The sequence below is a fragment of the Enterobacter sp. EGD-HP1 genome, from assembly GCF_000733275.2.
In the GTDB taxonomy this organism is placed as follows: domain Bacteria; phylum Pseudomonadota; class Gammaproteobacteria; order Enterobacterales; family Enterobacteriaceae; genus Enterobacter.
In genome coordinates, this window is record NZ_AVOP01000034.1 from 1 (window position 1) to 25,355 (window position 25,355).

The 25,355-nt window shown below is 54.0% G+C and carries 26 protein-coding genes and 3 tRNA genes; 11 read left to right on the forward strand and 18 right to left on the reverse strand.

The genetic code is table 11. The annotated features are described in order from the left end of the window. Positions 1-85: 85 nt before the first annotated feature. From araH to araF, 3 genes are all read right to left on the reverse strand, one after another. Positions 86-1,072 (reverse strand): L-arabinose ABC transporter permease AraH, encoded by a 987-nt coding sequence (gene araH, locus N037_RS18775; RefSeq protein ID WP_023336141.1) that lies wholly within the window; start codon positions 1,070-1,072, stop codon positions 86-88. Positions 1,073-1,086: 14 nt separating this feature from the next. After that, positions 1,087-2,601: an L-arabinose ABC transporter ATP-binding protein AraG gene (araG, locus tag N037_RS18780; RefSeq protein ID WP_032642758.1), complete on the reverse strand. Its 1,515-nt coding sequence runs from the start codon at positions 2,599-2,601 to the stop codon at positions 1,087-1,089. 72 nt (positions 2,602-2,673) lie between these two features. Further along, on the reverse strand, positions 2,674-3,663 hold the full coding sequence (gene araF, locus N037_RS18785; RefSeq protein WP_008500409.1) for an arabinose ABC transporter substrate-binding protein AraF: 990 nt from the start codon (positions 3,661-3,663) through the stop codon (positions 2,674-2,676). A gap of 788 nt (positions 3,664-4,451) precedes the next feature. Between araF and N037_RS18790 the strand changes: the two genes are divergently transcribed. Beyond that, positions 4,452-4,955 carry a non-heme ferritin-like protein gene (locus N037_RS18790; protein ID WP_032642759.1) on the forward strand — a complete coding sequence of 168 codons (504 nt, stop codon included), beginning with the start codon at positions 4,452-4,454 and terminating at the stop codon, positions 4,953-4,955. 396 nt (positions 4,956-5,351) lie between these two features. Continuing rightward, complete coding sequence (locus N037_RS18795; RefSeq protein WP_032642760.1) at positions 5,352-6,695, forward strand: anaerobic C4-dicarboxylate transporter; 1,344 nt, start codon at positions 5,352-5,354, stop codon at positions 6,693-6,695. A 42-nt stretch (positions 6,696-6,737) separates the two neighbouring features. Here the strand turns inward: N037_RS18795 and N037_RS18800 are convergent, their stop codons facing one another. Together N037_RS18800 and azuC are read right to left on the reverse strand one after the other, a co-directional pair. After that, positions 6,738-6,989, reverse strand: a complete 252-nt coding sequence (locus tag N037_RS18800) for a DUF2766 family protein (protein ID WP_008500405.1) — start codon at positions 6,987-6,989, stop codon at positions 6,738-6,740. A 109-nt stretch (positions 6,990-7,098) separates the two neighbouring features. Continuing rightward, entirely contained in the window at positions 7,099-7,182 is an 84-nt protein-coding gene (gene azuC / locus N037_RS24950; RefSeq protein ID WP_014884364.1) for a stress response protein AzuC, read from the reverse strand. 234 nt (positions 7,183-7,416) lie between these two features. On the opposite strand from azuC, the gene yecR reads away from it, so the two are divergent. From yecR to tyrP, 3 genes are all read left to right on the forward strand, one after another. Next, positions 7,417-7,755, forward strand: a complete 339-nt coding sequence (gene yecR, locus N037_RS18805) for a YecR family lipoprotein (protein ID WP_023336145.1) — start codon at positions 7,417-7,419, stop codon at positions 7,753-7,755. Positions 7,756-7,959: 204 nt separating this feature from the next. Then, complete coding sequence (ftnA, locus tag N037_RS18810; protein ID WP_023336146.1) at positions 7,960-8,457, forward strand: non-heme ferritin; 498 nt, start codon at positions 7,960-7,962, stop codon at positions 8,455-8,457. A gap of 311 nt (positions 8,458-8,768) precedes the next feature. After that, entirely contained in the window at positions 8,769-9,920 is a 1,152-nt protein-coding gene (tyrP, locus tag N037_RS18815; protein ID WP_231686699.1) for a tyrosine transporter TyrP, read from the forward strand. A gap of 36 nt (positions 9,921-9,956) precedes the next feature. Here the strand turns inward: tyrP and N037_RS18820 are convergent, their stop codons facing one another. Then, positions 9,957-10,625, reverse strand: a complete 669-nt coding sequence (locus N037_RS18820; protein ID WP_023336148.1) for a YecA/YgfB family protein — start codon at positions 10,623-10,625, stop codon at positions 9,957-9,959. 425 nt (positions 10,626-11,050) lie between these two features. Between N037_RS18820 and N037_RS18825 the strand changes: the two genes are divergently transcribed. From N037_RS18825 to N037_RS18845, 5 genes are all read left to right on the forward strand, one after another. Beyond that, a complete protein-coding gene (locus tag N037_RS18825) occupies positions 11,051-12,172 on the forward strand; it encodes a branched-chain amino acid ABC transporter substrate-binding protein (protein ID WP_023312277.1) in 1,122 nt (373 codons plus the stop codon). 99 nt (positions 12,173-12,271) lie between these two features. Continuing rightward, positions 12,272-13,186: an ABC transporter permease subunit gene (locus N037_RS18830; protein ID WP_023336149.1), complete on the forward strand. Its 915-nt coding sequence runs from the start codon at positions 12,272-12,274 to the stop codon at positions 13,184-13,186. An 11-nt stretch (positions 13,187-13,197) separates the two neighbouring features. Next, positions 13,198-14,472 (forward strand): high-affinity branched-chain amino acid ABC transporter permease LivM, encoded by a 1,275-nt coding sequence (gene livM, locus N037_RS18835; protein WP_032642762.1) that lies wholly within the window; start codon positions 13,198-13,200, stop codon positions 14,470-14,472. Beyond that, positions 14,469-15,344: an ATP-binding cassette domain-containing protein gene (locus N037_RS18840; RefSeq protein ID WP_023336151.1), complete on the forward strand. Its 876-nt coding sequence runs from the start codon at positions 14,469-14,471 to the stop codon at positions 15,342-15,344. The genes livM and N037_RS18840 overlap by 4 nt, the downstream gene beginning before the upstream one ends. Continuing rightward, the gene (locus N037_RS18845; protein ID WP_032642763.1) at positions 15,341-16,057 is read left to right on the forward strand and encodes an ABC transporter ATP-binding protein; all 717 of its coding nucleotides are present in this window, start codon (positions 15,341-15,343) and stop codon (positions 16,055-16,057) included. The genes N037_RS18840 and N037_RS18845 overlap by 4 nt, the downstream gene beginning before the upstream one ends. Positions 16,058-16,140: 83 nt before the next feature. On the opposite strand, the gene N037_RS18850 is transcribed toward N037_RS18845, so the two are convergent. The 6 genes from N037_RS18850 to uvrY all read right to left on the reverse strand — a co-directional run bounded on the left by N037_RS18850 (position 16,141) and on the right by uvrY (position 19,677). Beyond that, a tRNA-Leu gene (locus N037_RS18850) sits at positions 16,141-16,227 on the reverse strand. 11 nt (positions 16,228-16,238) lie between these two features. Further along, a tRNA-Cys gene (locus N037_RS18855) sits at positions 16,239-16,312 on the reverse strand. A gap of 46 nt (positions 16,313-16,358) precedes the next feature. Beyond that, positions 16,359-16,434, reverse strand: a tRNA-Gly gene (locus N037_RS18860). Positions 16,435-16,586: 152 nt separating this feature from the next. Next, entirely contained in the window at positions 16,587-17,135 is a 549-nt protein-coding gene (gene pgsA / locus N037_RS18865) for a CDP-diacylglycerol--glycerol-3-phosphate 3-phosphatidyltransferase (protein ID WP_032642764.1), read from the reverse strand. Between the two features lie 56 nt (positions 17,136-17,191). Beyond that, the gene (uvrC, locus tag N037_RS18870; protein ID WP_032642765.1) at positions 17,192-19,024 is read right to left on the reverse strand and encodes an excinuclease ABC subunit UvrC; all 1,833 of its coding nucleotides are present in this window, start codon (positions 19,022-19,024) and stop codon (positions 17,192-17,194) included. Next, positions 19,021-19,677, reverse strand: coding sequence for a UvrY/SirA/GacA family response regulator transcription factor (gene uvrY, locus N037_RS18875; RefSeq protein ID WP_013096026.1), 657 nt, complete (start codon positions 19,675-19,677; stop codon positions 19,021-19,023). Before uvrY ends, uvrC begins: the two co-directional genes overlap by 4 nt. A gap of 467 nt (positions 19,678-20,144) precedes the next feature. On the opposite strand from uvrY, the gene N037_RS18880 reads away from it, so the two are divergent. Continuing rightward, the gene (locus N037_RS18880) at positions 20,145-20,369 is read left to right on the forward strand and encodes a DUF2594 family protein (protein ID WP_008500345.1); all 225 of its coding nucleotides are present in this window, start codon (positions 20,145-20,147) and stop codon (positions 20,367-20,369) included. Between the two features lie 66 nt (positions 20,370-20,435). Here N037_RS18880 and sdiA read toward each other — a convergent pair whose 3' ends face one another. The 6 genes from sdiA to fliZ form a co-directional block, all read right to left on the reverse strand. Beyond that, positions 20,436-21,158, reverse strand: a complete 723-nt coding sequence (sdiA, locus tag N037_RS18885) for a transcriptional regulator SdiA (RefSeq protein ID WP_023336160.1) — start codon at positions 21,156-21,158, stop codon at positions 20,436-20,438. 221 nt (positions 21,159-21,379) lie between these two features. Then, complete coding sequence (gene tcyN / locus N037_RS18890) at positions 21,380-22,132, reverse strand: L-cystine ABC transporter ATP-binding protein TcyN (RefSeq protein WP_023336161.1); 753 nt, start codon at positions 22,130-22,132, stop codon at positions 21,380-21,382. Beyond that, positions 22,129-22,797: a cystine ABC transporter permease gene (tcyL, locus tag N037_RS18895; protein WP_014884380.1), complete on the reverse strand. Its 669-nt coding sequence runs from the start codon at positions 22,795-22,797 to the stop codon at positions 22,129-22,131. The genes tcyN and tcyL overlap by 4 nt, the downstream gene beginning before the upstream one ends. A gap of 21 nt (positions 22,798-22,818) precedes the next feature. Beyond that, complete coding sequence (gene dcyD, locus N037_RS18900; RefSeq protein WP_032642766.1) at positions 22,819-23,805, reverse strand: D-cysteine desulfhydrase; 987 nt, start codon at positions 23,803-23,805, stop codon at positions 22,819-22,821. 106 nt (positions 23,806-23,911) lie between these two features. Beyond that, positions 23,912-24,712, reverse strand: coding sequence for a cystine ABC transporter substrate-binding protein (gene tcyJ / locus N037_RS18905; RefSeq protein WP_023336163.1), 801 nt, complete (start codon positions 24,710-24,712; stop codon positions 23,912-23,914). An 86-nt stretch (positions 24,713-24,798) separates the two neighbouring features. Further along, positions 24,799-25,350 (reverse strand): flagella biosynthesis regulatory protein FliZ, encoded by a 552-nt coding sequence (fliZ, locus tag N037_RS18910; RefSeq protein ID WP_008500339.1) that lies wholly within the window; start codon positions 25,348-25,350, stop codon positions 24,799-24,801. Between the last annotated feature and the right edge of the window lie 5 nt (positions 25,351-25,355).

A 25,355-nucleotide genomic window follows, 5' to 3' on the forward strand; every position in this document is an offset into this window, starting at 1 on the left:
ACACCCGCCCCGCCAGTAAAACTGGCGGGGCGGTTCTGGGGTCAACTAAGGTTATGAGTTGTGCAATAAAAACGCAGCGCTGGCGTTACACGGTGCGCTTCGCTTTTTGCTTGTAACGGTCGAAAATCACGGCTGCCAGCAGGATCAGACCACGCACGACGTACTGCGAGAACGGCGAAATATTCAGCAGGTTCATGGCGTTCTCCACCGTCCCCAAAATCAGGATACCGGCCACCACATATGAGATTTTTCCGATGCCGCCCTTGAGGGAAACGCCCCCTAAAACGCAGGCCGAAATGACGATCAGCTCGTAACCGATAGAGGTCATCGGCTGGCCGCTGGTCATACGCGAAGCCAGAATAATCCCCGCTGCGGCCGAAACCAGCCCTGAGAGCACAAAGATAATAATCTTGGTTCGTACCACCGGCACCCCGGCCAGGCGAGCGGCCTCTTCGTTACCGCCAATCGCCAGCGTATTACGGCCAAAGGTGGTCCGGTTAAGCAGGAAGCCGAACAGGATCAGGCAGGCCACGGTCAGCCAGATAGGCGCGGGCAGACCCAGCCAGTTGGCATAACCCAGCGTAAAGAAGCGCTCGTCTTCAATCCCCACCGCTTTACCGTCGGAGATGATATAGGCCAGCCCGCGGACAATTTGCATCGTCGCGAGCGTCGTAATCAGGGCGTTAATCTTCAGGCGGGCGATAACAAAACCGTTCACCAGACCGCTGATGACGCCGAGTAGCAGACCGGCCAGAACGCCTATCCACAGGCTTTCCGTCATGTTGATCACCACTGCCGTCGTGACGCCCGCACAGGCAATCACCGACGCCACCGACAGGTCAAAATCGCCGGAGGCCAGACAGAACAGCATCCCGCAGGCCACCATCCCGGACATGGAAATGGCCAGCCCCAGCCCCTTCATATTAATGAAGGTGGCAAAATTAGGGACAAAGATCGCGCAGGCAAGGAATAACGCGGCAAAAACCACCAGCATGCCGTACTGATCCCAGATGCGCCCAAAACTCAACGCCGACTTCGACTTCGGCACTCCGGATGTAGTAACAGAGGACATCATTAACTCCTTACTCAGGCGACAGCCTGGCTGACTTTAGGCATGGCGAGGTTCAACGCCTGTTGTTCATTCGCCTGTTCATGAAGTAATTCGCCGGCAATTTCGCCTTCACGCATCACCACAATGCGGTCGGCCACGCCAAGCACCTCCGGCAGATCGCTGGAGGCGAAGAGCACCGCCACGCCGCGTTTTGCCAGCTCATAGATCACGTTATAAATCTCGTGTTTTGCCCCCACATCGATACCGCGCGTCGGCTCGTCCAGTAAAATGACCTTCATATCTTCTGACAGCCAGCGGCCTAAAATCGCCTTCTGCTGATTTCCGCCTGACAGATTCATGATCAGCTGTTCCGGACCCGGCGTTTTGATATTCAGCGAGCGAATATGGTGGTCGGCATTGCTCGACTCCCAGCTATCGTTTATCAGGCAGCCTGCGCGAATAAACTTGCGGCGGGCGGAAATATTGATGTTGTCGCGTACCGAATGCACGGGAATAATCCCTTCGGCTTTACGGTCTTCCGGGCAGAGCATCATGCCCGCCTTGATCGCATGGGCCGGTTTCTGGATATCTATCCGTTCGCCGTCAATGGAGACCTGCCCATCGGTAATGCGGGTACCGCCGAACAGGCCTTTCATCAGCTCGCTGCGCCCCGCCCCCACCAGGCCAAATAGCCCGACGATCTCCCCGCTGCGCACGGATAACGAAACCGGCGTTCGTACGCCCGGCGCTTTGACGTTGTCCAGTCGCAGGCGTTCAGGGCCGTACTCCCTGGGTTTCCAGTGATAGATATCGCCCAGGTCGCGGCCGACCATCGCCTGAACAAGCTGGTCATGGTTAACCTGCTGCATATCGGTAAAGGTGCGCACATAGCGGCCATCTTTAAAGACGGTGATGGCATCGCTCAGAGCAAATATCTCTTCCATGCGGTGCGAGACATACAAAATCGTACGGCCTTCCTGACGTAATTCACGGATCACGCGGAACAGATTGTCGATTTCGCGCGCGGAGAGCGAACTGGTAGGTTCATCGAAGGCAATAACCCTGGCGTTACGCGCCAGCGCCTTGGCAATTTCAACCATCTGCCACTGGCCGATGGAGAGGTATTTCAGCGGCGTCTGGGGATCAACGTCCAGACCCAGGTGCTTAAGCTGCAGCCCCGCTTCATAATTAAGTAGCGAACGATTCACCACGCCGCCTTTGTGCGGGAGCTGTCCTAAATAGATGTTTTCCGCCACGGTCATCTCAGGAATGAGGTGCAGCTCCTGATAGATAATCGCCACCCCGGCATTGAGCGCCGCCGTGGTATCGGCAAAGGCCACCTCTTCACCGCGCAGAGCCAGCGTGCCGGTCGTCGGCGTATAGTTGCCGCTGAGAATTTTCAACAGCGTGGATTTTCCGGCACCGTTTTCCCCCATCAGGGCGTGAACCTGGCCGGCATAGCAGTCGAAGCTGATATCGGTCAGCGCGTTAACACCGGGGAAGGTTTTCCCGATGCCGCGAAAAGAGAGATACGGATTAGACTGTTGCATAACGACTCCGTGATTCCTGTAGTGTGTACGTCAGGCCCCTCACGATGCATGAGGGGCACAATCACAGCGTATTTACTTACCGCCCAGTCCTTTTTTCGCCAGCTCCTCTTTGAAGTTGTCGCGGGTAATCAGCACCACGTCGGTCACTTCGGTAAATTTCGGCGGTTCAGCCCCTTTGGTTACCCAGTTGTAGAGCATCTCACTGGATTTGTAGCCGTGAACGTCCGGGCTTGGCAGCAGAGAACCGTAGAACCCGGTAGCCTGCGCTTTGGACAGCTCGCTTACGGCGTCAACGCCGTTGATGCCAATCCCGATCACGTCAGGCGCTTTGAAGCCCTGGCCTTCCGTCGCACGAACCCCACCCAGCACGGTGTTGTCGTTCATGCCGACCACCAGCCAGTGTTTAACCTCCGGGTGCTGGACCAGCATCGAGTTCGCGGCGTCGAAAGCCCCCGGGATATCGTTGGATTTAGTTGGGACTTTGTAGATCTGTTTTTCCGGGAAGCCGGCCGCTTTCAGCGCGTCCATTGAACCAGTAGTACGACGACGTGCAGTGTCCAGCTCGTCAGCCGTGATAGCCATCACCGCGGTCTCTTTGACATCCCAGCCGCGTTTCTGCATCTCTTTATAGAGTTCCTGGCCCTGGCGTTCACCGATTTTGGTTGCCGCCATCATGACCAGCGGTACGCTGTCCATCGGTTTGCCTTTGGCGTTAACGAACTGATCGTCAACCGCGATGACCTTCATATCGTAACCGCGCGCTTTCGCCGCGATTGCCGATCCCAGCTTTGGATCCGGGGTACAGATAACGAAACCTTTTGCGCCGCTGGCCGCCAGGCTGTCGATGGCGTTCAGGGTTTTTTCACCGTCAGGCACGGCGATTTTAATGACTTCAAAACCTAAATCTTTCCCGGCTTTATCGGCGAATTTCCACTCAGTCTGGAACCAGGGCTCTTCGGGCTGTTTTACCAAAAAACCAAGTTTTAAATTCTCAGCGATAGCGGATTGTGACATAACGGCAGCCAGACCGATGGCCGCCAGCGCTTTAGTAAATTTGTGCATGGTAAACTCCAGCTTTAGCATTCTTTTCTGTAGGGAATATGTGCGTGCTTCTTATTTAATCGGACTTAAAACAAGGCATTAGCGCTTACCTCGTCATAAGCGTTATTGCTGGTGATAGTTTTAGCGGGAAATTAATCATCCATAAGAGAGCCCCATCACACCGCAGAATTACAGTAATTGCGTACATAAATTCAGCGAAAAATGACATAAAAAAGGCAGGATTTGTCAGACAAATGGAATGGGGTTAAGCAGAATTATCCATAAGATTAGCTAAGATATCCCTGATCCTCCTCAGCGGGCAAAACGACACCTGGCGTTAAAGGGGTTTAATATGTTTTTCATCAAAAATGCATGAGTCACCTGAAAAACCGCTATTTCGCAGAAATTGATTTAGCGCAATTTTATTGGCACATCATATATTCGAAACGATTAAACCGTATTTCTCTTTTTCTCGGAGTAATATTCCAACTTAATATTTCCGAAAGAGTAACCATGTATCTCAGCAACAAAAACCGTTAACTATCAGTCCATTAAACAATGTTTAATTCATGGCTAGCTAATTGCATTTCTGTACTATATTAAAGTTTGTAATGTATGGTAAACACAGCCTAATTAAGAGTTTTCTTAGACCAAAGACAAGGGTATGCTTATTTATATCGAACACAGGAAGTGAATTTCGGTCGACTTCGGTCACGGCAGTATCTGTATTTCTGCTCTTTTCTTCGTATTTGCCTGACGCTCAGGTTATGCAACGGACATCACGTCCCACAGTCAATAAGGATATGAGTATGGCTACCCCAACGATGATGCAAAAACTTAACGCGCAGATGAACCTTGAGTTCTACGCCTCGAATCTGCACCTTCACTTAAGTGCGTGGTGTGCCGAGAATAGCCTCACGGGATCTGCCACGTTCTTTCGCTCTCAGGCGCAAAGTAACGTCACCCATATGATGCGTGTCTTTAACTTCCTGAAAGCCTCAGGGGCAAATCCTGTCGTTAAAGCCCTTGATGGGATCAATGAAAACTACTCTTGCCTGGAAGAGCTGTTTCAGAAAACGCTTGAAGAGTATGAACAGCGCTGCAGCACCCTCAGCAAGCTGGCCGATGAAGCCAAAGCGCAGCAGGACATTACGACGCTTAAATTCTTACGCGATATGGACAAAGAGCAGCAGCAGGACGGCATGCTGCTGAAGACGCTGGCGGATGAGATCCATAATGCGCAGCAGGCGGGTTTATGTCCTGAGCAAACCGACCGTCATCTGCTCGATATTGTGGCCGTGCAGCACCACTGAGTTTTTAATCTGCTCCAACCGGGCTGAGGGTTTCCCAGGAATTTATTAACCTGAAGCGATGAAATAAGCTGAGGGAACCGCGAAGCGGCGATTGAGCCGCCCCGGCACGTTCACCGGTCATGTCGTTACAGAGTAGCAAGGAACATGAAGTGAACGGAATGACCACCACAGCCGTATGTTCCCCCTCACCCCAGCCCTCTCCCTCAAGGGAGAGGGCGTCGTCCGTGCAGGCATTGTTTTGTGGGGATCCCTCCTCCCACCTGAGGCAGGATTCCTTTTCCCCCCTCCAACCTCCTGCTTATGCTGAAATTTAACAAATCAGATCTGGCTCCCAATGATTAACCACACAACGTGTGATGATTTATTTAGTTACATAATCATTGACGAGGGAGCATCATGATCACCATTGAGTTTGTTGTCATTCTCCTCTGCCTGCTGACGGGTACGCGTTTCGGCGGTATGGGGCTTGGGTTAATCAGCGGTATTGGTCTTTTTATTTTATGTTTTGTCTTTGGTCTGCAACCGGGTAAGCCGCCGGTAGACGTTATGCTGACCATCCTCGCGGTGATTGGTTGTGCCGCTACGCTGCAGACCGCCGGCGGCCTCAACGTCATGATGCAGTTTGCTGAACGTCTGCTGCGCAAACACCCACAGCACATCACCCTGCTCGCCCCTTTCACCACCTGGATGCTGACCTTTCTGTGCGGCACCGGGCATGTGGTCTACACCATGTTCCCCATCATTGCGGATATCGCCCTGAAAAAAGGGATCCGTCCCGAGCGCCCCATGGCCGTGGCCTCGGTGGCATCACAGATGGCGATTACGGCTTCCCCCGTTTCCGTTGCCGTCGTGTCGCTGGTCTCCATCCTGGCGGCCCAGCATGGGATCGGCCACGCGTGGGGGATCCTGGAAATTCTCGCCGTGTCGGTTCCCGCTTCGCTTTTCGGCGTGGCCATTGCGGCCCTGTGGAGTTTACGCCGCGGAAAAGATTTGGCTGATGACGTGGAGTTTCAGGAAAAGCTGAAAGATCCTAAGCAGCGCGAGTTTATCTACGGCGGTACGGAGACGTTAATGAATCAGCGTTTCCCTAAACAGGCCCACTGGTCCACGTGGATTTTCTTTGCCGGTATTGCCGTGGTTGTCCTGCTGGGGGCATTCCCTGAACTGCGCCCCGCCTTTGAGCTGAAAGGCAAAATGACGGCGCTGTCGATGAACCTTGTCATTCAAATGATGATGTTAATTGCGGGCGCCGTGATGCTGATGGCCTGTAAGGTCAATGCGTCGGCGATTTCCAACGGTGCGGTGTTTAAGGCCGGTATGGTGGCGATCTTCTCGGTGTTCGGCGTGGCGTGGATGAGCGATACCTTTTTCCAGGCGCATCTTGATGAGCTAAAGCTGGCGCTGGAAGGCGTGGTGAAAAGCCACCCGTGGACGTATGCCATTGTGCTGTTTCTGGTGTCAAAACTGGTGAACAGCCAGGCGGCTGCGCTGACGGCCGTTGCGCCTATGGGCCTGATGCTCGGCATCGACCCGAAAATGCTGATCGCCTTTTTCCCAGCGTCATACGGCTATTTTGTCCTGCCGACCTATCCAAGTGATTTGGCCTGCATCGGCTTTGACCGTTCAGGCACGACCCGCATCGGCAAATTTATCATCAACCACAGCTTTATTCTGCCAGGGCTGATTGGGGTAAGCTGCGCGTGCGCGGCGAGCTACCTGCTGGTCCAGACGTGCTTCTAACCGCATCAAAGGGCGACACAGGCCGTCGCCCATTTCCCTGCTTTAGTGGGACTCACCCTGCGGGGTGAATCGCAGCTCAATCAGCGCGATGGCTTTCTGGATCGCACGAAGCGTGACCGGGTCAGCGGCAGCAGGATGGCTGGCGAAATCGATGTTTTTCAGCTGCGTAGACATCTTCTCGCGCACTTCAACCGGCGCAATCACGTCCAGAACATCAAGAATTTGTTTGATCACCAGCTGACAGGCGACAACGTCAGAGACCAGTTCCTGATCGGCGCTCAGGTTTTGTGACATGGGGGTTTTCTCCTTATTTAAAGGCCGCCATAGTATCAAAACACGCCCCCTGACATCTTCCCTTCGTCGCCTGCAGGCACAAAAAAACCCGCCGAAGCAGGTTTTTTTATCAGAACATGGCGCCCGGCGGCACGTCTTTGAACGTGCGGCAGTAATTGGCCCACATGCTTTTCAGGATTTTGCGCAGTTTCACGATGGTGCTCCATTAACTTGTTATACAACTTTATCGTCAACGTGCTTATAATATGACCATTATCACAAAAATCAACATTTTTGTGATGCACATCACATTTCTATCAGGACATGGTCTGAAAGCGCTGACCTTTGACCCGTTGCGAAGAGTGAGGGCAGATTGTCCGGCTATTCCAGGCATTGCAGTGGGCATCTGCGGGTACGATAACGTATTTCCATCCACTCAGAGCGAACCATGAAAAGAGTCATTGTAGCCGGCACAATCCTGCTGCTCGCGGGGTGTAGTATCAACCGCCAGGCTGAAGTCAGCAGCCTCGACGCGCCGAACGGCATCGTCCGCCTCGACTACGGCCAGGCAGCGCTGCAAAATGCGTATTCCGATGAGTATGTAAATAACGGCACGGCGGCAAAAGCGTGTCAGAGTATGGGGTATGCCACAGCCTCAGCTTATGGTCAGCCCATTAAAACCTGCACCCTGACGAGCGGCTCTTTGTGCCTGAACGAGAGCGTGACTATCCAGTATAAATGTATGGGCTACGCCGTTAACCCTAAGTCAAATAATCCGTGGTATTAATCGAAGCTGCCAGCGTGTGCTGGCAGTTTATTTCATTACGAACAAAAACAATTCTCATTATTAGGTTATAAAAATCGCCAATGCGTTTTATTCCCATTCGTATTTTAAATAAATAAAATAAATATTTTACGTTTTGCAAATAATTAAATAACAAATTATAGTGTCGCTCATTGTGAACCAGAAATAATAATCCGGAGCGTCACCATGCTGAAAACTGAAATGATCGACAAGCTCAACGCACAAATGAATCTTGAGCTTTTTTCATCCCTGCTCTACCAGCAGATGAGCGCGTGGTGCAGCTATCACAGCTTCGAAGGCGCGGCCGCGTTTCTGCGTCGTCACGCTCAGGAAGAGATGACCCACATGCAGCGTCTGTTTGATTATCTGACGGATACGGGCAGCCTGCCGCGCATTGAAACCGTGACGTCACCGTTTGCCGAGTATAATTCTCTCGATGAACTGTTCCGCGCCACCTACGAGCACGAGCAGCTGATCACGCAGAAAATTAACGAACTGGTTCATGCCGCGATGACCAGCCAGGATTATCCAACCTTTAATTTCCTTCAGTGGTACGTCGCTGAACAACACGAAGAAGAGAAGCTGTTTAAATCCGTGCTGGATAAATTATCTCTGGTGGGGAAATCCGGCGAAGGTCTTTACTTTATTGATAAAGAACTTTCCACTCTCGATACGCAGAATTAATTTCAGCGCGGTGCCGGTTTCCGGCACCGCGTTAATTGACCTTCCCTCCCCCGCATCTAAATACCCATTTTATTCCCCGTACGCCCTGTTTACGTCACGCCTGACCGTCGCCCCACGTCGTCGAATTGCCGGCAGCGCAATACGTAAACCTTTCATTACACCCCTTGTAACGGTGGTTTGACGAATTACCCCTTTTGCCTTACTCTGCGCCGCAGATTTATTCGCGGTTAAGCATCGTTGTAGAGGAAAGCGTGAAAAACAGAACCCTGGGAAGTATTTTTATCGTCGCCGGAACGACGATTGGCGCAGGAATGCTGGCAATGCCCCTGGCAGCCGCGGGCGTGGGATTTGGCATGACCCTGCTGCTGCTGGGTACGCTCTGGGCGCTAATGTGCTACACCGCCCTGCTGCTGCTTGAGGTTTACCAGCACGTGCCCGCCGACACCGGTCTGGGTTCGCTTGCGGCACGCTATCTGGGACGCTACGGCCAGTGGATAACCGGCTTTAGCATGATGTTCCTGATGTACGCCCTGACCGCTGCCTATATCAGCGGCGCCGGGGAACTCATCGCCTCCAGCGTCAACGACTGGTTTGGCTCTGACATTACCCCGGCAACGGGGGCTATCTTCTTTGCGCTCATCGGCGGCGGCGTGGTCTGCGTGGGGACATCGCTGGTCGATCTGTTTAACCGCTTTCTGTTCAGCGCCAAAATTCTCTTCCTGATTATCATGCTGGTGCTGCTGGCACCGCACGTCCACAAGGTCAACCTGCTGACGCTGCCGCTGGAAAAAGGGCTGGCGCTTTCCGCGATCCCGGTCATTTTCACCTCGTTTGGCTTCCACGGCAGCGTGCCGAGCATCGTCAGCTATATGAACGGCGATATCCGCAAGCTGCGTCGCGTCTTTGTTATCGGCAGCGCGATCCCGCTGATCGCCTATATTTTCTGGCAGCTGGTGACGCTGGGCAGCATTGACTCCTCAACCTTTATTGGGCTGATGGCGCAACACGCTGGACTGAACGGTTTTCTGCTGGCGCTGCGCGAGGTTGTTACTTCCCCGCACGTGGAGCTGGCGGTGCACCTGTTTGCCGACCTGGCGCTGGCAACCTCGTTCCTGGGCGTGGCGCTCGGCCTGTTTGATTACCTGGCCGACCTGTTCCAGCGTCGCAATACCGCGGCTGGACGGTTGCAGACGGGGGCCATCACCTTCCTGCCGCCGCTCGCTTTTGCGCTGTTTTACCCACGCGGGTTTGTAATGGCGCTGGGCTATGCGGGGGTGGCGCTCTCTATCCTGGCCCTGCTGCTCCCTTCCCTGCTGGCGTGGAAAAGCCGCCAGGAGCATCCTCAGCAGGGATATCGCGTGGCGGGCGGAAAACCGCTGCTGTGCGTTGTGTTTGGCTGTGGGGTGGTGATTATTCTGGTGCAGGTGTTGATTGCAGCCGGGATGCTGCCGGAAGTGGGTTAAATAAAAAAAAGGGGCTATCATCAGCCCCTTTTTTTATCAGTGCAAACAGCAGCTCTTAAACTTCTTCCCGCTGCCGCAAGGACACGGATCGTTACGACCAACCTTCGTGCCGTTCACCGTCGGCTTCTTCACTTCCGGCTGCTGCGGGTTGTTAACCCAGTATTGATATAAACGCAGTGCCGCAGGCTGGATGCTTTCGATGCTGGCGATATACTCCTCTTCGGACAGTTCATCCAGCTTTTCGCTGTTCTCTTCCGTCCCGTGCAGCGCAATCACCTCAAGATCGGCCTTCAGGGCTTCCGGCAAGGCTGACCAGTCCGTCAGCGCCACGCCGCGCATATAGCCATAGCACCACTCTTCCACCACGGTATAGCTCTCACCGTCAACGTCGTTGTAACCGAACATCGGTTCAAACTGATCCGGGTACTCGCTCAGGCGCTCGGCAATATCGTTCATATGCTTAAAGCAGAGATCGATAAAACGGTTCATCTCACGATCGTTTTTCCAGCGCGGAATGTACTTCTCGCCACCCCACACCGCCACCAGCCAAGCATCTGGCTCAACGACAACAGGACCGGAAAGCACTGCGGTAAGCATGCCGTCCAGTTCGGACACGTCAATCACGGACGCGTCATCATGACCGTAAGACATTAACGTCTCTTCAAGCCACGCCATTTCGCTTTCATTCAATGGGCCTTCAGTCATCGCTGACACTCCTGCAAAAAAGGAAACGATCCTAACACATCTCTCACGCCTCTCCGGGCTGAAGTTTAGGTCTTTATTGCTGCAAAAACGTGCAAACCGTGACCTTTGCACAACTTATGGGCTTTATTGTTAACGATATGTGATCTCCGCTGTAATTTCTTCTCCTCCCGCAAGGCGGCATAACGCGGCGCTCTATACTCAAACATGTCGCATGCCCGTCAATGGGTTAACCATTCTGGCAACGTTTTTGCTTAACGTTCTTCGCGCGCCTCTGCGCAGGGAAATCTCGCCGTAATATGCAGGATGCCGTCTGTATCTTGTTCGTTTAGTGCATTTTGTTCTTGCTCGTGTTTCGGATTGGCTGCGCCGTCGGGCGTTTGGGTTTACGCCGTGGTGCAAAAACCTCTTTGCTAAGGAACATAATAATGTCGCTGAAATTTATCAGAACTCCTCTTTCTCTTGTGTTGGCCGGTTGCCTGGTGACGGCGTTTTCCGCCCGGGCAGATATTGTGATTGGCGTGGCCGGGCCGTTCACCGGTCCGAATGCCACCTATGGCGATCAGTACTGGCACGGCGCAACGCAGGCCGCTGAAGACATTAATGCCGCAGGCGGCATTAACGGCGAGAAGATCAAACTGGTTCAGGGGGATGATGCCTGCGAGCCCAAGCAGGCCGTGGCCGTGGCCAACCGTTTAGTTGACCAGGATAAAGTCAACGCCGTGGTCGGCCATTTCTGCTCCTCTTCCACCATGCCCGCCTCCGAGGTGTATAGCGACGCAGGCATTATTGCGATTACCCCCGGCTCAACTAACCCGCTGATCACCGAGCGCGGCATGAGCGACATGTTCCGCATGTGCGGCCGCGATGACCAGCAGGGTCAGGTGGCCAGCGACTTCATCATCGACAAGCTGAAAGCCAAGCGCGTGGTGATTATTCACGATAAAGACACCTATGGTCAGGGTCTGGCTGACGCCACCAAAGCGGCGCTGGCGAAACGCGGGGTTCAGGACGTGATGTATGAAGGGTTATCCCGCGGTGAAAAAGACTTTAACGCGCTGGTGACGAAGATCGGCGCGCAAAAACCGGACGTCGTGTTCTTCGGCGGCTGTCACCCGGAAGCCGGTCCGCTGGTTCGCCAGATGCGCGAACAGGGCGTGCAGGCGAAATTCTTCTCCGGCGACTGTATTGTCAACGAAGAGATGGTGACCGCCGCGGGTGGCCCGCAGTACACCAACGGTATTTACATGACCTTCGGTAAAGATCCGCGCCTGATCCCGGACGGTAAAGCGGTTATCGAGAAATTCCGCGCCGGTAAATTTGAACCGGAAGGTTACACCCTTTACTCCTATGCCTCCGTCCAGGCCATTGCCGCGGCCTTCAAGGCGACCGGCGGTAAGGACTCTGCCAAAGCCAGCGAGTGGCTGAAAGCCAATTCCGTCGACACGGTGATGGGTAAAAAAGCCTGGGACAGCAAAGGCGATCTGAAAGTGTCTGACTACGTGGTTTACCAGTGGGACGACAAAGGAAAATATAAGGAAGTACAGTAACGGGACGGAGTCACGCTCAACGTCGGCGGGGTTGCCCGTCGGCGCGTAATAAACATCAGGCTGTGCGGCTCGCGCAGCCTATAAAACGAGCGCGCTAAGATGAGTACATTCTTCCTGCAACAGTTAATTAACGGCTTAACGCTGGGCTCCGTCTACGGCCTAATCGCCATCGGCTACACCATGGTGTACGGCATTATCGGCATGATCAACTTCGCCCACGGCGAAGTATATATGATTTCCGCCTATCTCTGCGCCATTGGCCTGGCGCTGCTCTCTTTCTTCGGTCTGCAGTCGTTCCCGCTGCTGATCCTCGGGACGCTGGTGTTCACCATCGTGGTAACCGGCGTGTACGGCTGGACCATCGAGCGTATCGCCTACAAGCCGCTGCGCAACTCCACGCGCCTGGCGCCGCTGATCTCCGCCATCGGCATGTCGCTCATCCTGCAAAACTACGCGCAGCTGAGCCAGGGTCCGCGCCAGCAGGGGGTGCCGACAATGCTGGACGGCGTTATTCGCCTGCATCTGGGTGACGGGTTCGTGCAGATAACCTACACCAAGGTGTTTATTCTGATCGCCTCGTTTGCCGGCATGCTGGTGCTCACCTGGATAATCAACCATACCCGGCTGGGCCGGATGTGCCGCGCGGTGCAGCAGGATCGTAAGATGGCCTCTATTCTGGGCATTAACACCGACCGGATTATTTCGCTGGTCTTTGTCATCGGCGCGGCGATGGCCGGTCTGGCAGGCGTGCTGATCACCATGAATTACGGCACCTTCGATTTCTACGTTGGGTTCGTGATCGGCATTAAAGCCTTTACTGCGGCGGTACTCGGCGGCATCGGCTCCCTCCCCGGCGCCATGCTCGGTGGCCTTATCCTCGGCGTGGCGGAGGCCCAGTTCTCGGGCATGGTGAACTCGGACTATAAAGACGTCTTCTCGTTCGGCCTGCTGGTCATGATCCTGATTTTCCGCCCCCAGGGCCTGCTTGGGCGTCCGATTGTGGCCAAGGTGTGAGGGAGAGAATGATGACATCACACGGTTTTTCACTTAAACGCTGCATTCTGGACGCGATTTTTTCCGGGCTGATTGCGCTGATTATCTTCGGCCCCATAGCCGGCGTGGTGCTGGACGGGTACAGCTTTAACTTCGCCGGGCAGCGGCTGGCCTGGATGGTTGGCATCGTCATGCTCGGGCGTTTTCTGCTAAGCGCCTTTTTAGGTACCGCTGCGGGCGCCCGTTTCCAGGCGCGCTTCGAAGCCGATAGCGCGGGCGTATATGTCCGACCACCGGAATACAAAAGCCGCATGCGCTGGATTATTCCTCTGGTGATAACCCTAGCGATTTGCTTTCCGTTTGTCGCCACGAAATATGTGCTGACCGTCGCCATTCTCGGGCTGATCTACGTGCTTCTCGGCCTGGGTCTGAATATCGTCGTGGGTCTGGCCGGTCTGCTGGATCTGGGATATGTCGCGTTCTATGCGATTGGGGCGTACGGTCTGGCGCTGGGATACCAGTATCTCGGCTTAGGCTTCTGGAGCATGCTGCCGCTGGCGGCAATCATGGCCGCCGCCGCAGGCGCTCTGCTCGGTTTCCCGGTACTGCGCATGCACGGTGACTATCTCGCCATCGTCACCCTCGGGTTCGGGGAGATTATTCGCCTGATACTGAACAACTGGCTGACCTTCACCGGCGGCCCAAACGGCGTGTCGGCCCCTCCCCCCACCTTTTTCGGCCTGGAATTTGGGCGACGCGCGAAAGAAGGCGGCGTGCCCTTTCACGAATTTTTCCACCTGACCTACAACCCGAACATGAAGTTTATTTTTATCTACGCGGTGCTGTTCCTGGTGGTGATGCTGGTGCTCTATATCAAGCACCGCCTGACGCGGATGCCGATTGGTCGGGCGTGGGAAGCCCTGCGAGAAGACGAAATTGCGTGCCGCTCAATGGGGTTGAATCATGTTCTGGTTAAGCTGTCTGCCTTTACGCTGGGCGCGTCGACCGCGGGCATTGCCGGGGTGTTCTTCGCCACCTATCAGGGGTTCGTGAATCCAACCTCCTTTACCTTCTTTGAATCGGCGCTGATCCTCGCCATTGTGGTGCTGGGCGGTATGGGCTCGACGCTAGGCGTGGTGCTGGCCGCCTTTGTGCTCACGGTCACGCCGGAGCTGCTGCGCAGTTTCGCCGAGTACCGCGTCCTGCTGTTTGGCATGCTCATGGTGGTGATGATGATCTGGCGTCCACGCGGTTTGATCCGCATTAACCGCAGCGGGTTTGCCGTGCGTAAGGGCGTCGCGCCATGAACGGAACGATATTACGCGTTGAACATCTGATGATGCACTTCGGCGGGATTAAGGCGCTAAACGACGTCAACCTGGACGTGCAGCGCGGATCAATTACCGCCCTGATTGGGCCAAACGGGGCGGGAAAAACCACCGTGTTTAACTGCCTGACGGGCTTCTACAGAGCCTCCGGCGGCAACATTTTATTTAATACCCGCAATAAAACGACCAACGTCATTCAGGTCCTCGGACAAAAATTCCAGCCGGGCGACTGGATCAACCCCGCGCAGTTCGGGCAGCGTCTGTTCTACAAAATGTTTGGCGGTACGCATCTGGTCAACCGCGCAGGGCTGGCGCGCACGTTTCAAAATATCCGTCTTTTTCGCGAGATGTCGGTCGTGGAAAACCTGCTGGTCGCGCAGCATATGCGCGTTAACCGCAATCTGCTCGCCGGGATCTTAAATACGCCGGCATACCGGCGGGCGGAAAGCGACGCCCTGGACAGGGCCTTCTACTGGCTGGAAGTGGTGGATCTTGTGGACTGCGCCAATCGCCTCGCTGGAGAGATGTCGTACGGCCAGCAGCGGCGTCTGGAAATCGCACGAGCAATGTGCACCGGGCCGGAAATGATCTGTCTGGATGAACCCGCCGCCGGGCTGAACCCGGTTGAAACGCATAAGCTGAGCAGCATTATTCGCTTTCTGCGGGATCATCATGACATCACGGTATTACTGATTGAGCATGATATGGGGATGGTGATGGAGATTTCGGACGACATTATCGTGCTCGACCACGGCGATGTTATTGCCAGAGGAAAACCCGAACAGATCCAGCATGATGAAAAGGTCATTGCCGCTTACCTGGGTACGGACGAAAGCGAGGTCACCCTATGAGCGAACCGCTGCTGGCTTTTCGCGAGGTGGATGTATTTTACGGCGTCATTCAGGCGCTGAAGCAGGTTTCCCTCGAGGTCAATAAAGGGGAAACCGTGGCGCTGATTGGCGCAAACGGCGCGGGTAAATCGACACTGCTGATGTCCATCTTTGGCCAGCCCCGCATCCGCAACGGGCAGATCCTTTTCGGTGGTGAAGATATCAGCCATAAATCCACCCACTACGTCGCCTCCGGCGGCATTGCGCAGGCGCCGGAAGGCAGACGAATCTTCCCGGATATGACCGTTGAAGAAAACCTGCTGATGGGCACCATCCCCATCGGCAGCCAGTTTGCCGCTGAGGATATGCAAACCATGTTCGACCTCTTCCCTCGCCTTAAGGAGCGACGCAAGCAGCGCGCGATGACCATGTCCGGCGGGGAACAGCAGATGCTGGCGATCGCCCGGGCGCTGATGAGCCGTCCGAAGCTGCTGCTGCTGGATGAACCGAGCCTCGGTCTGGCGCCGATAGTGGTGAAACAGATCTTCCAGACGCTGCGCGAGCTGGCCCGCAACGGCATGACCATCTTTCTGGTGGAGCAGAATGCGCACCACGCGCTGAAGCTTTCCGATCGCGGGTATGTGATGGTTAACGGACAGATCCGGCTGAGCGGCAGCGGCGAGGAGCTGCTGGGGAATCAGGAGGTGAAGAAGGCTTATTTGGGCGGGGTGTGACTGGCGGATTTTCAGGCACAAAAAAACCACCTTTCGGTGGTTTCACGACACTGCTTATTGCTTTGATTATTCTTTGTTTCCCATGGTAGCCGGAGTGGGACTTGAACCCACACAGCGCGAACGCCGAGGGATTTTAAATCCCTTGTGTCTACCGATTCCACCATCCGGCCAGGGAAGAAAGTGGAGGCGCGTTCCGGAGTCGAACCGGACTAGACGGATTTGCAATCCGCTACATAACCGCTTTGCTAACGCGCCGTAAAACTTTTCAAACTGACACCCGCTATTGCGCATGTCTTTAATCTGGAGCGGGAAACGAGACTCGAACTCGCGACCCCGACCTTGGCAAGGTCGTGCTCTACCAACTGAGCTATTCCCGCATGTCATCAAGTAAACGTCTAACCACTTGATTTCACTATCGTCCGACTTGCTGTGCCGCCGTTCGATGCGTTGCATTCTACTGATATGACGTTATGAGTCAACGTTATTTTTTGCATCCCCGGATCGTTTGCTGAAAATTACGGCGAAACGATCACTGATCAAACAAATCCCCGCGCGCAGCGTTCAAATATTGCAGCATAGACCACAGCGTCAGCACTGCCGCAACCCACAGCAGACCAATTCCCGCCCACTCAACCCAGGCGTTTGGACGCCAGAGCATCCAGACCAGCGCTGCCATCTGCGCGGTCGTTTTGACTTTGCCAATCCACGAGACCGCCACGCTGCTGCGTTTCCCCAGTTCCGCCATCCACTCGCGCAGCGCAGAGATGATGATCTCACGACCAATCATAGTTGCCGCAGGCAGCGTCACCCACCAGGTGTGATAGTGCTCGGCAACCAGTACCATCGCGATAGCAACCATCACTTTGTCTGCCACCGGATCGAGGAAGGCACCGAAACGGGTGCTTTGATTCCAGCGACGGGCCAGATAGCCATCAAACCAGTCGGTAACCGCCGCGATCAGAAAGAGCAATGCGCAGGCAAAAGGTGCCCAGACGACCGGCAGGTAAAACGCCAGTACAAAGAACGGGATGAGTACAACACGAAAGAGAGTGAGCAACGTAGGGATATTATATTGCATAGTGACGGTAACTATTTGTTGTCAGTAAAATTTAGCTCTATGTTGCTACAGAGCCCTCAATGTTTCAACGAGTAGTAGATCTTTTCTGCCAGCCCTTGCGAAATACCCGGCACTTTTGCAATTTCCTCCACGCTGGCGTTGAGTAATCCTTGCAATCCGCCCATATATTTCAGCAGCATCTGACGACGTTTTGGTCCCACGCCTTCAATCGTTTCCAGGCTACTGGTATTTTTCACCTTCGCCCGTTTTTTGCGGTGACCGCTGATGGCATGATCGTGAGATTCATCGCGAATATGCTGGATGACGTGCAGCGCTGGAGAGTCCGGCGGAAGGCTGAAGCCCTCACCTTCCGGCTCGAAGAACAATGTCTCCAGACCGGCCTTACGATCGGCCCCTTTTGCGACGCCCAGCAGCAGCGGATGGTTTTTATCCCAACTGACGTCAAGCGATTCAAATACGGCTTTCGCCTGGCCGAGCTGTCCTTTCCCACCGTCAATCAGGATCACATCCGGGATCTTGCTCTCTTCAATGGCTTTACCATAGCGACGACGCAGCACCTGGTTCATGGCCGCATAGTCATCGCCCGGGGTGATCCCGGTGATGTTATAGCGGCGATACTCCGCGCGCAGTGGGCCATTCGCATCAAACACCACGCACGACGCTACCGTCTGTTCCCCCATCGTATGGCTGATGTCGAAGCACTCCATCCGTTTCACTTCCGGAAGCTTCAGCAGCGTCGCCAGGGCCGTTAAACGCTGGTGTACCGTCGACTGCTGCGACAGCTTAGTGGTGAGTGCCGTCGCCGCGTTGGTGCGCGCCAGCTTCAGATAACGGGCACGATCGCCGCGCGGCTTGGTCTGTACATTGACCCGACGCCCCGCCAGTTCAGAGAGCGAATCGGCCAGCAGGGTTTTATCGTCAAGATTAAAATCGAGCAGGATCTCAGAAGGCAGCGTGCGCATCTGGCTCCCCTGAAGATAGAACTGGCCAACAAAGGTTTCCACCACTTCACCCAGTTCGGTACCGCCGGGCACTTTCGGGAAATAGCTGCGGCTGCCGAGCACTTTGCCCTGGCGAATAAACAGCACGTGCACGCAGGCCATCCCGGCGTCAAAAGCCACGCCGATGACGTCGAGATCGTCACCGGTATTCGAGACAAACTGTTTCTCAGTAACTCTGCGCACCGCCTGGATTTGGTCGCGGATCCGCGCGGCCTCTTCGAACTCGAGTGCGGCGCTGGCTTTTTCCATCCGCGCGATCAGCTGCGTTAAGACCTGATCGTCTTTTCCGGCCAGGAACAGGCGCACATAATCCACCTGCTGGGCATACTCTTCTTCACTCACCAGTCCGGCCACGCAGGGGCCCAGGCAGCGTCCAATCTGGTACTGCAGGCACGGGCGCGAGCGGTTACGGTAAACGCTGTTCTCACACTGGCGGATCGGGAAGATTTTTTGCAGCAGCGCCAGCGTTTCACGCACGGCGTAGCCGTTAGGGAACGGCCCGAAATATTCGCCCTTCGCATGTTTTGCACCACGGTGCATGGCGAGGCGCGGATGGGTGTCGCCGCTCAGAAAAATAAACGGGTAGGATTTATCATCACGCAACAGGACGTTATAGCGCGGCTGATAGAGCTTTATATAGTTGTGCTCAAGCAGCAGCGCTTCTGTCTCCGTGTGCGTAACGGTGACATCAATATTCTGAATGAGTGAGACCAGCGCTTCGGTCTTACGGGAGGCCAGGTTGCTGCGAAAATAGCTGGAGAGGCGTTTTTTAAGATCTTTTGCCTTCCCTACGTAGATAACCGTACCGCCAGCGTCATACATGCGATAGACGCCAGGCTGGCTGGTTACGGTTTTCAGAAATGCTTTTGAATCGAACACATCACTCACTGACTTAACAACGTCTCCGCATTACACAAACCGTGCCGGATGGCCAGATGCGTCAGTTCGACGTCGCCATGAATGTTCAGTTTACTGAACATCCGGTAACGATAGCTGTTCACCGTTTTCGGGCTGAGATTCAGCTGTTCCGAGATCTCATTCACCTTCTGACCTTTGGTGATCATCAGCATAATCTGCAATTCACGCTCGGACAAACTCGCAAACGGTGATTCGGTTTTCTCGGGCTCGATCTGACTCAGCGCCATTTGCTGAGCGATGTCGGAAGCAATGTAGCGCTGTCCGGCAAACACGGAGCGGATTGCATTGACGACTTCCTGCGGCGCAGCACCTTTACTCAGGTAGCCCGCCGCGCCTGCCTGCATCACTTTCGCAGGCAGTGGGTTTTCGGTATGCACGGTCAGCATGATGACTTTTGTATCAACAAAGGTACGCGCGATTTTGCGTGTTGCTTCAAGACCACCGATACCGGGCATGTTCATATCCATCAGTACCACATCGGCCGAATTTGTGCGGCACCATTTTACCGCATCTTCGCCACAGCACGCCTCACCGGCAACTTTAATACCTTTAATATCTTCAAGAATGCGTCGTATCCCTGCGCGCACCAGTTCGTGGTCATCAACAAGAAGGACGTTGATCAAAGGAAATGTCTCCAGAATAGGGATAACGCTACTGAGTGATAATTTGGTTTATATTAACGGTTTTCCTCACAAGATTAAAACGTTAAAAAACCGGCAATTCGATTTCGCTCTCGTTTTTGGAAATTAGGCTGTACAGTCCGTGGAAAGAGAGCCCTTGCATACAGGGCTTTTGCAGCTTTTTTTAAGCATCTGTATTCAAAAAGTTACAAAAAACTTGCAGGCATTCCCTGCAAAAAAAACAGTTCTCAACTTTTTGTAACAATAATTAACGGCAAGTGAACCGGGCATAAACAATTAATAGCCTATAACAGCGGTTCAGTTTACCGGTACGTTCTGTTTACGCAATTAAACACCCGCGTAAAAGTACGAAAAACAACCACTGCATTTTTTGCGTTAGCTTGTGGTATACTCCGCCGCCTTGACTTTCGTCGTCGCGCTTTAGCGCCGTTAAATAATGAGGAAAATAAATGAGCACACCTGAATTTGCCACTGCGGAGAATAACCAGGAACTGGCACAGGAAGTAAACTGCCTGAAAGCGCTGCTGACGCTGATGCTGCAGGCGATGGGCCAGGCGGATGCCGGTCGTGTGATCATTAAAATGGAAAAACAAATCGCGGAGATGGAAGACCAGGCTGAATCTGCGGTATTTGCTAACACCGTTAAGCAAATCAAACAAGCCTACCGCCAGTAACAAAAAACGGCTGGATGCAGGGCATTCAGCCGTTCGCTCGTCTGTCACGCAGAACGTTTTATCCTTTCAGATCAGTCCTGTTGCCGCTGCGTAGCACGCAATCTGGGTCTTGTTAGGTGCGTTGAATTTCTTCTGCATATTTTTCTGATGGAAGTTAACGGTATTCTCGGAGATGGAGAGAATGATCGCTATTTCCGCAGACGTCTTCCCTTCCGCAGTCCATTTCAGAATTTCGCGTTCGCGTTTGCTGAATTTCATTTCGGGTGGCATGACCATCTCATCTTCAAAACGCATCAGAGAAGTTAAGGCCATTTGCACCAGCATTTGCAGCCGCAGTTCTATTTCCTCTCGGGCAAACGGTCCTTCCAGCACACTAGTACGGGAAACCGACAGAAAGCCAAGCGCGTGATTAGGCAGCATCAGGCACTGCGTTATTCCCGAACGTAAACCGTGGTCCTGCGCGCCATGCCATAATTCCTGCGCGTCAGCGAATAATGCGTCGGTCCAGGGTAAATGACCCTGAATGAAATTCTCCGGTTTTAAGACGGGATCAATAGCGAAATAGTTCGCGGATTGATAATGCGCCATCCACTGCTTTGGGTAAGTGGTATGCAGAGAGAGCTTAGGCCGGGTAAATGGCACGGGCTGACGCACGCAGAGCGAGTAGTAATCAAATTCAAGCGTCTGAGTTTGTCGCTGTAGTTCCTGATATACCTCGTCGGCACAGGTCAACTCCTGAAACCGGAGGAAGCAATCCCGTCGCCAGGTGAAAAAGTCTGAATCCTTCATACTTACTAAATGAAGCCTCTGAAAAGATAATCATTATTATGGTGAATATAACCTAACACATAAAACTTTTTTCTAACTACAAAATATCGGCAATAGCACAATTAACTTTACTATCGATACGGTTTATCCGGGCTGGATGGAATAAAAAAATACTGAACGACGCACAGGGGGAGAATAATTTGCTCCAGCCTAAATTTCTGGAGCAAATTAGTGCAAAAATGCTACTGCATCAGGAATTTTTCAAGGAACTGACGGGTTCGCGGCTGTTGAGGGTTTGCGAACAGGCTTTTCGCCGGCCCCTGCTCCACAATCCGTCCCTGATCCATAAAGATGGCTCTGTCAGCAACGTCGCGTGCAAAGCTCATCTCATGCGTTACGATCACCATCGTCCGTTTTTCCTGCGCCAGCTGGCGAATGGTGTTCAGCACCTCGCCCACCAGTTCCGGATCGAGCGCAGAGGTTGGTTCATCAAAAAGGATCACGTCAGGGCGCATAGCCAGCGCTCGCGCTATCGCCACGCGCTGCTGTTGCCCACCCGACAGGCGGCGCGGATAGCTGGTCTCTTTACCCGCCAGCCCGACTTTAGCGAGCAGTTCGCGCGCGCGCGCCGTTGCGTCCTCTTTCGACTCACCTTTTACAATGACCGGCCCTTCAATAATGTTCTCCAGCACCGTACGGTGCGGGAAGAGGTTGAAGTTCTGGAAAACGAAGCCGACATGCTGGCGCAGACGGCGAATCAACCCTTTCTGCTGGCTGATGGATTTTCCGGTATCAATCGTTATCTCTCCTACCCGAATGGTGCCGCCTTCCGGCTGTTCAAGCAGGTTAATACTGCGCAGCAGCGTCGTCTTTCCCGAACCGCTCGGTCCGATAATCGCCACGACTTCACCCTGCTCTACTTCAAGATCGATCCCGTGGAGCACCGTTTGACCGTGGAATTTTTTCACCAGGTTTTTGACGTCGATAGCACTCATTTTGGATCACGCTCCTGGCGGTTAAGCTGGTTTTCGAAGTAGTTTTGCAGAGCAGACAGCACCGTCGCCATCACCCAGTAAATCAGCGAGGCGGCCAGATACATGGTAAAGACTTCAAGCGTACGCGAGGTAATGAGCTGCGCCTGACGGAACAGCTCCGGCACCTGAATCGTTGCCGCCAGGGAAGTATCTTTCACCAGGCTGATGAAGCTGTTGCTCAATGGTGGAAGCGCCACGCGCGCCGCCTGCGGCAGAATGGCCCGGCGCAGCGTCTGCCATGGCGTCATCCCGATACTGGCCGCCGCTTCCCACTGCCCTTTGTCAATGGAGGAGATGGCCGCACGCAGGGTTTCTGAGGTGTACGCCGCGGTATTGAGCGACAAACCAATCATCGCTGCGGGGATCGGATCCAGCTCGATACCGAACTGCGGCAAGCCGTAGTAGATCATAAAGAGCTGGGCGATAAGCGGCGTACCGCGAAACACGGAGATATAAAATCGCGCCAGCCAGCGTACGGGCAGGATGGGTGACATGCGCATTAGTGCCAGCACAAATCCCAGCACCAGCCCGAAGAACATCCCGCCGATACTGAGCTGTAACGTAAATACCGCACCTTTCAGCAGATACGGCAGAGAATCAATAACCAGTTGAATACTTTCTTGCATTATTATTTTTCGACCTGATTTTTAGACATGAGGATGGTAGGCAAACAGCGCAGGCGCCCCACCGGTATGGACAAATAAAATCGGCCCTTCATCCTTAAAGCGTTTCTGCGCAATGCCGTCAATCAGTCCGGCCATCGCTTTGCCGGTATACACCGGATCGAGCAGTATCCCCTCGAGGCGCGCCAGCAGCTTCACCGCTTCCATGCCCTCTTCGTTAGGCGTGCCGTAACCCGGCGCAAAATAGTCATCCCAGAGCAGAATATCGGCCTTTGCCTTCAGCTCCAGCTGCGCGGCTACCGCCTGCTGTAAGGTCACCACTTTTGGCTTCTGATCCGCGACGCTGCGGGACACCGTTACGCCAATCAGCTCGACGTCCGGCAGCAGTTGCTCCAGCCCTACCGCCAGCCCGGCATGCGTGCCCGCACTGCCGGACGCGACAACCACGGAGGACAGACTTACCGCACCCTCGCACTGCTGCGCGATTTCCAGCGCACTTTCCACATACCCCAGCGCGCCCAGCGCGTTCGAACCGCCGACGGGGATAACATAGGGACGGAAGCCCTGCGCTTCCAGACGCGTTGCCAGCTCATCGAGCTGGGCGGTTGGGTCGGTCAACGCATCCACCATTTCGACCTGTACATTAAACAGGTCAAGCAGCAGGCGATTACCGTTGGTCAGATAGTTTTCTGCCCGCGTGCCAATCGGGTTTTCCAGCAATGCCACGCAGTTGAGCCCGAGCTTTGCCGCCACTGCCGCCGTCTGACGAACGTGGTTGGACTGGATAGCCCCGGCAGTAATGAGCGTGTCAGCGCCTTCGCGCAGTGCATCAGCCGCCAGAAACTCCAGCTTGCGCAGCTTATTGCCCCCCATCGCCATCGGCGTCACGTCATCACGCTTAATAAAAATATCGCGCCCTAAATAATCAGAAAATCGCGGCAGGTACTCCAGCGGCGTCGGCGCGCCGATAAACTCCAGGCGGGGAAAGCGCGTTAAATTCTGTAGTGACATGGGTTCTCCGGTAACTCTGACAAAATGTGATATTTTTCATTATGCACGCAGACGCGAAAGAAATAAAAAAGGCGCTTTTAAAAGCGCCTTTTTTTACGGCAGAAACTTATTTTGTGACGTCTGCACCGAACCACTTCTCGGAGAGCGCTTTCAGGCTGCCGTCTTTTTGCATGTCTGCAATCGCGGAGTCGATCGCCTTAACCAGGTCTTCGTTGCCTTTACGAACGGCCACGCCTGATTCCTGACGAGAGAACGCATCACCCGCTACCGCCAGGGTGTTGTTGGTTTTCTTCACCAGATCCAGCGCTGCCAGGCGGTCAACCAGAATGGCGTCGATACGGCCCACGCGCAGATCCTGGTATTTCGTCGGGTCATCATCATAGGTACGGATGTCCACGCCCTGTACGTTCTGACGCAGCCACTCTTCGTAGTTAGTACCCAAACCGACACCGACTTTCTTCCCTTTCAGGTCCGCGGCAGTTTTAATCCCGCCTTCGTTGCCTTTCTTCACCAGCGCCTGAATACCGGACACGGTGTACGGCGTAGAGAAGTCATATTTCTTCTTACGCTCGTCAGAAATGGTCACCTGATTAATCACCACATCAATACGTTTGGAATCCAGCGACGCCAGCATACCGTCCCATTTGGTCGGTTTCAGTGACGCTTTAACGCCGAGGTGCTTCGCCAGCTCCTCAGCAAACTCCACTTCAAAACCGGTCAGCTTACCGTCATCGCCCTGGAAGCTGAACGGAGGATAGGTTCCTTCCAGCCCGACCAGCAGCGTACCGCGCTCTTTTACTTTATTCAGCAGGTTTTCTGCGGCGAACGTTTTCACGCTCATGCCCGCAACCAGCGCAACGGCCATAACACCCATCAGCGCCTGACGACCCAGAAGTGCAAATTTCATAAATACCCCGATATAGTGGAATTTTTACGTAGTGTAGAGAAATCGCCTGCAACGTCAAAGGCGACTGCGCTACATCTTATTCTTTTTTAATATATATCAGAAGTTGTTCCGGCGTGGGCTTTCTGCTTTATGGCACCCGGCATTTGTACCTTGTATTGCGCATACTTGCGCAGCGCAATGCGGTAGTTGTTGGTGCTGGTCGCAGGCAGCCACGGCTCCAGATTTTCATCCAGATAACCGGTTTTCAGCAGATCGCGAGAAATATTGTTGACGGTCAGATGTTGCCCAAGGCGACGCAGGCGAACCACATATTCGCGAACGGTGCCGTGGCTCATCTCCGTTTGTTCAAACAGGAATTGCTTGAAGCCGATAATGTCGAAGAAGTCGCTTTGCTCTTTGCAGTGGAGATCCCCACAGAAACGGCAAAGCGCCACCCACTCTTTTTGCTCTTCGAGCCATGCTGCTTCGTCCATCAACGTGTCGAGACGCGAGATCGCAATCTTGTTGACGATTTCGCCCCGGCGAACCAGCGTGATACGATCGAGTAACTTGTTACAGTGGGCGCAATGCGTCTGGCTGTGTTTAAAGTCTTTCAGGTAGCGGCTTAAAGGCCGTCTTTTAGATTGCTGCACCGTCATGATAA

What these genes read in the sequence shown, in the direction of transcription:
- araH (WP_023336141.1), bottom strand. Translation starts at nt 1,072, where the DNA reads ATGTCCTCTGTTACTACATCCGGAGTGCCGAAGTCGAAGTCGGCGTTG.
- araG (WP_032642758.1), bottom strand. Translation starts at nt 2,601, where the DNA reads ATGCAACAGTCTAATCCGTATCTCTCTTTTCGCGGCATCGGGAAAACC.
- araF (WP_008500409.1), bottom strand. Translation starts at nt 3,663, where the DNA reads ATGCACAAATTTACTAAAGCGCTGGCGGCCATCGGTCTGGCTGCCGTT.
- N037_RS18790 (WP_032642759.1), top strand. Translation starts at nt 4,452, where the DNA reads ATGGCTACCCCAACGATGATGCAAAAACTTAACGCGCAGATGAACCTT.
- N037_RS18795 (WP_032642760.1), top strand. Translation starts at nt 5,352, where the DNA reads ATGATCACCATTGAGTTTGTTGTCATTCTCCTCTGCCTGCTGACGGGT.
- N037_RS18800 (WP_008500405.1), bottom strand. Translation starts at nt 6,989, where the DNA reads ATGTCACAAAACCTGAGCGCCGATCAGGAACTGGTCTCTGACGTTGTC.
- yecR (WP_023336145.1), top strand. Translation starts at nt 7,417, where the DNA reads ATGAAAAGAGTCATTGTAGCCGGCACAATCCTGCTGCTCGCGGGGTGT.
- ftnA (WP_023336146.1), top strand. Translation starts at nt 7,960, where the DNA reads ATGCTGAAAACTGAAATGATCGACAAGCTCAACGCACAAATGAATCTT.
- tyrP (WP_231686699.1), top strand. Translation starts at nt 8,769, where the DNA reads ATGCTGGCAATGCCCCTGGCAGCCGCGGGCGTGGGATTTGGCATGACC.
- N037_RS18820 (WP_023336148.1), bottom strand. Translation starts at nt 10,625, where the DNA reads ATGACTGAAGGCCCATTGAATGAAAGCGAAATGGCGTGGCTTGAAGAG.
- N037_RS18825 (WP_023312277.1), top strand. Translation starts at nt 11,051, where the DNA reads ATGTCGCTGAAATTTATCAGAACTCCTCTTTCTCTTGTGTTGGCCGGT.
- N037_RS18830 (WP_023336149.1), top strand. Translation starts at nt 12,272, where the DNA reads ATGAGTACATTCTTCCTGCAACAGTTAATTAACGGCTTAACGCTGGGC.
- livM (WP_032642762.1), top strand. Translation starts at nt 13,198, where the DNA reads ATGACATCACACGGTTTTTCACTTAAACGCTGCATTCTGGACGCGATT.
- N037_RS18840 (WP_023336151.1), top strand. Translation starts at nt 14,469, where the DNA reads ATGAACGGAACGATATTACGCGTTGAACATCTGATGATGCACTTCGGC.
- N037_RS18845 (WP_032642763.1), top strand. Translation starts at nt 15,341, where the DNA reads ATGAGCGAACCGCTGCTGGCTTTTCGCGAGGTGGATGTATTTTACGGC.
- pgsA (WP_032642764.1), bottom strand. Translation starts at nt 17,135, where the DNA reads ATGCAATATAATATCCCTACGTTGCTCACTCTCTTTCGTGTTGTACTC.
- N037_RS18880 (WP_008500345.1), top strand. Translation starts at nt 20,145, where the DNA reads ATGAGCACACCTGAATTTGCCACTGCGGAGAATAACCAGGAACTGGCA.
- sdiA (WP_023336160.1), bottom strand. Translation starts at nt 21,158, where the DNA reads ATGAAGGATTCAGACTTTTTCACCTGGCGACGGGATTGCTTCCTCCGG.
- tcyN (WP_023336161.1), bottom strand. Translation starts at nt 22,132, where the DNA reads ATGAGTGCTATCGACGTCAAAAACCTGGTGAAAAAATTCCACGGTCAA.
- tcyL (WP_014884380.1), bottom strand. Translation starts at nt 22,797, where the DNA reads ATGCAAGAAAGTATTCAACTGGTTATTGATTCTCTGCCGTATCTGCTG.
- dcyD (WP_032642766.1), bottom strand. Translation starts at nt 23,805, where the DNA reads ATGTCACTACAGAATTTAACGCGCTTTCCCCGCCTGGAGTTTATCGGC.
- tcyJ (WP_023336163.1), bottom strand. Translation starts at nt 24,712, where the DNA reads ATGAAATTTGCACTTCTGGGTCGTCAGGCGCTGATGGGTGTTATGGCC.
- fliZ (WP_008500339.1), bottom strand. Translation starts at nt 25,350, where the DNA reads ATGACGGTGCAGCAATCTAAAAGACGGCCTTTAAGCCGCTACCTGAAA.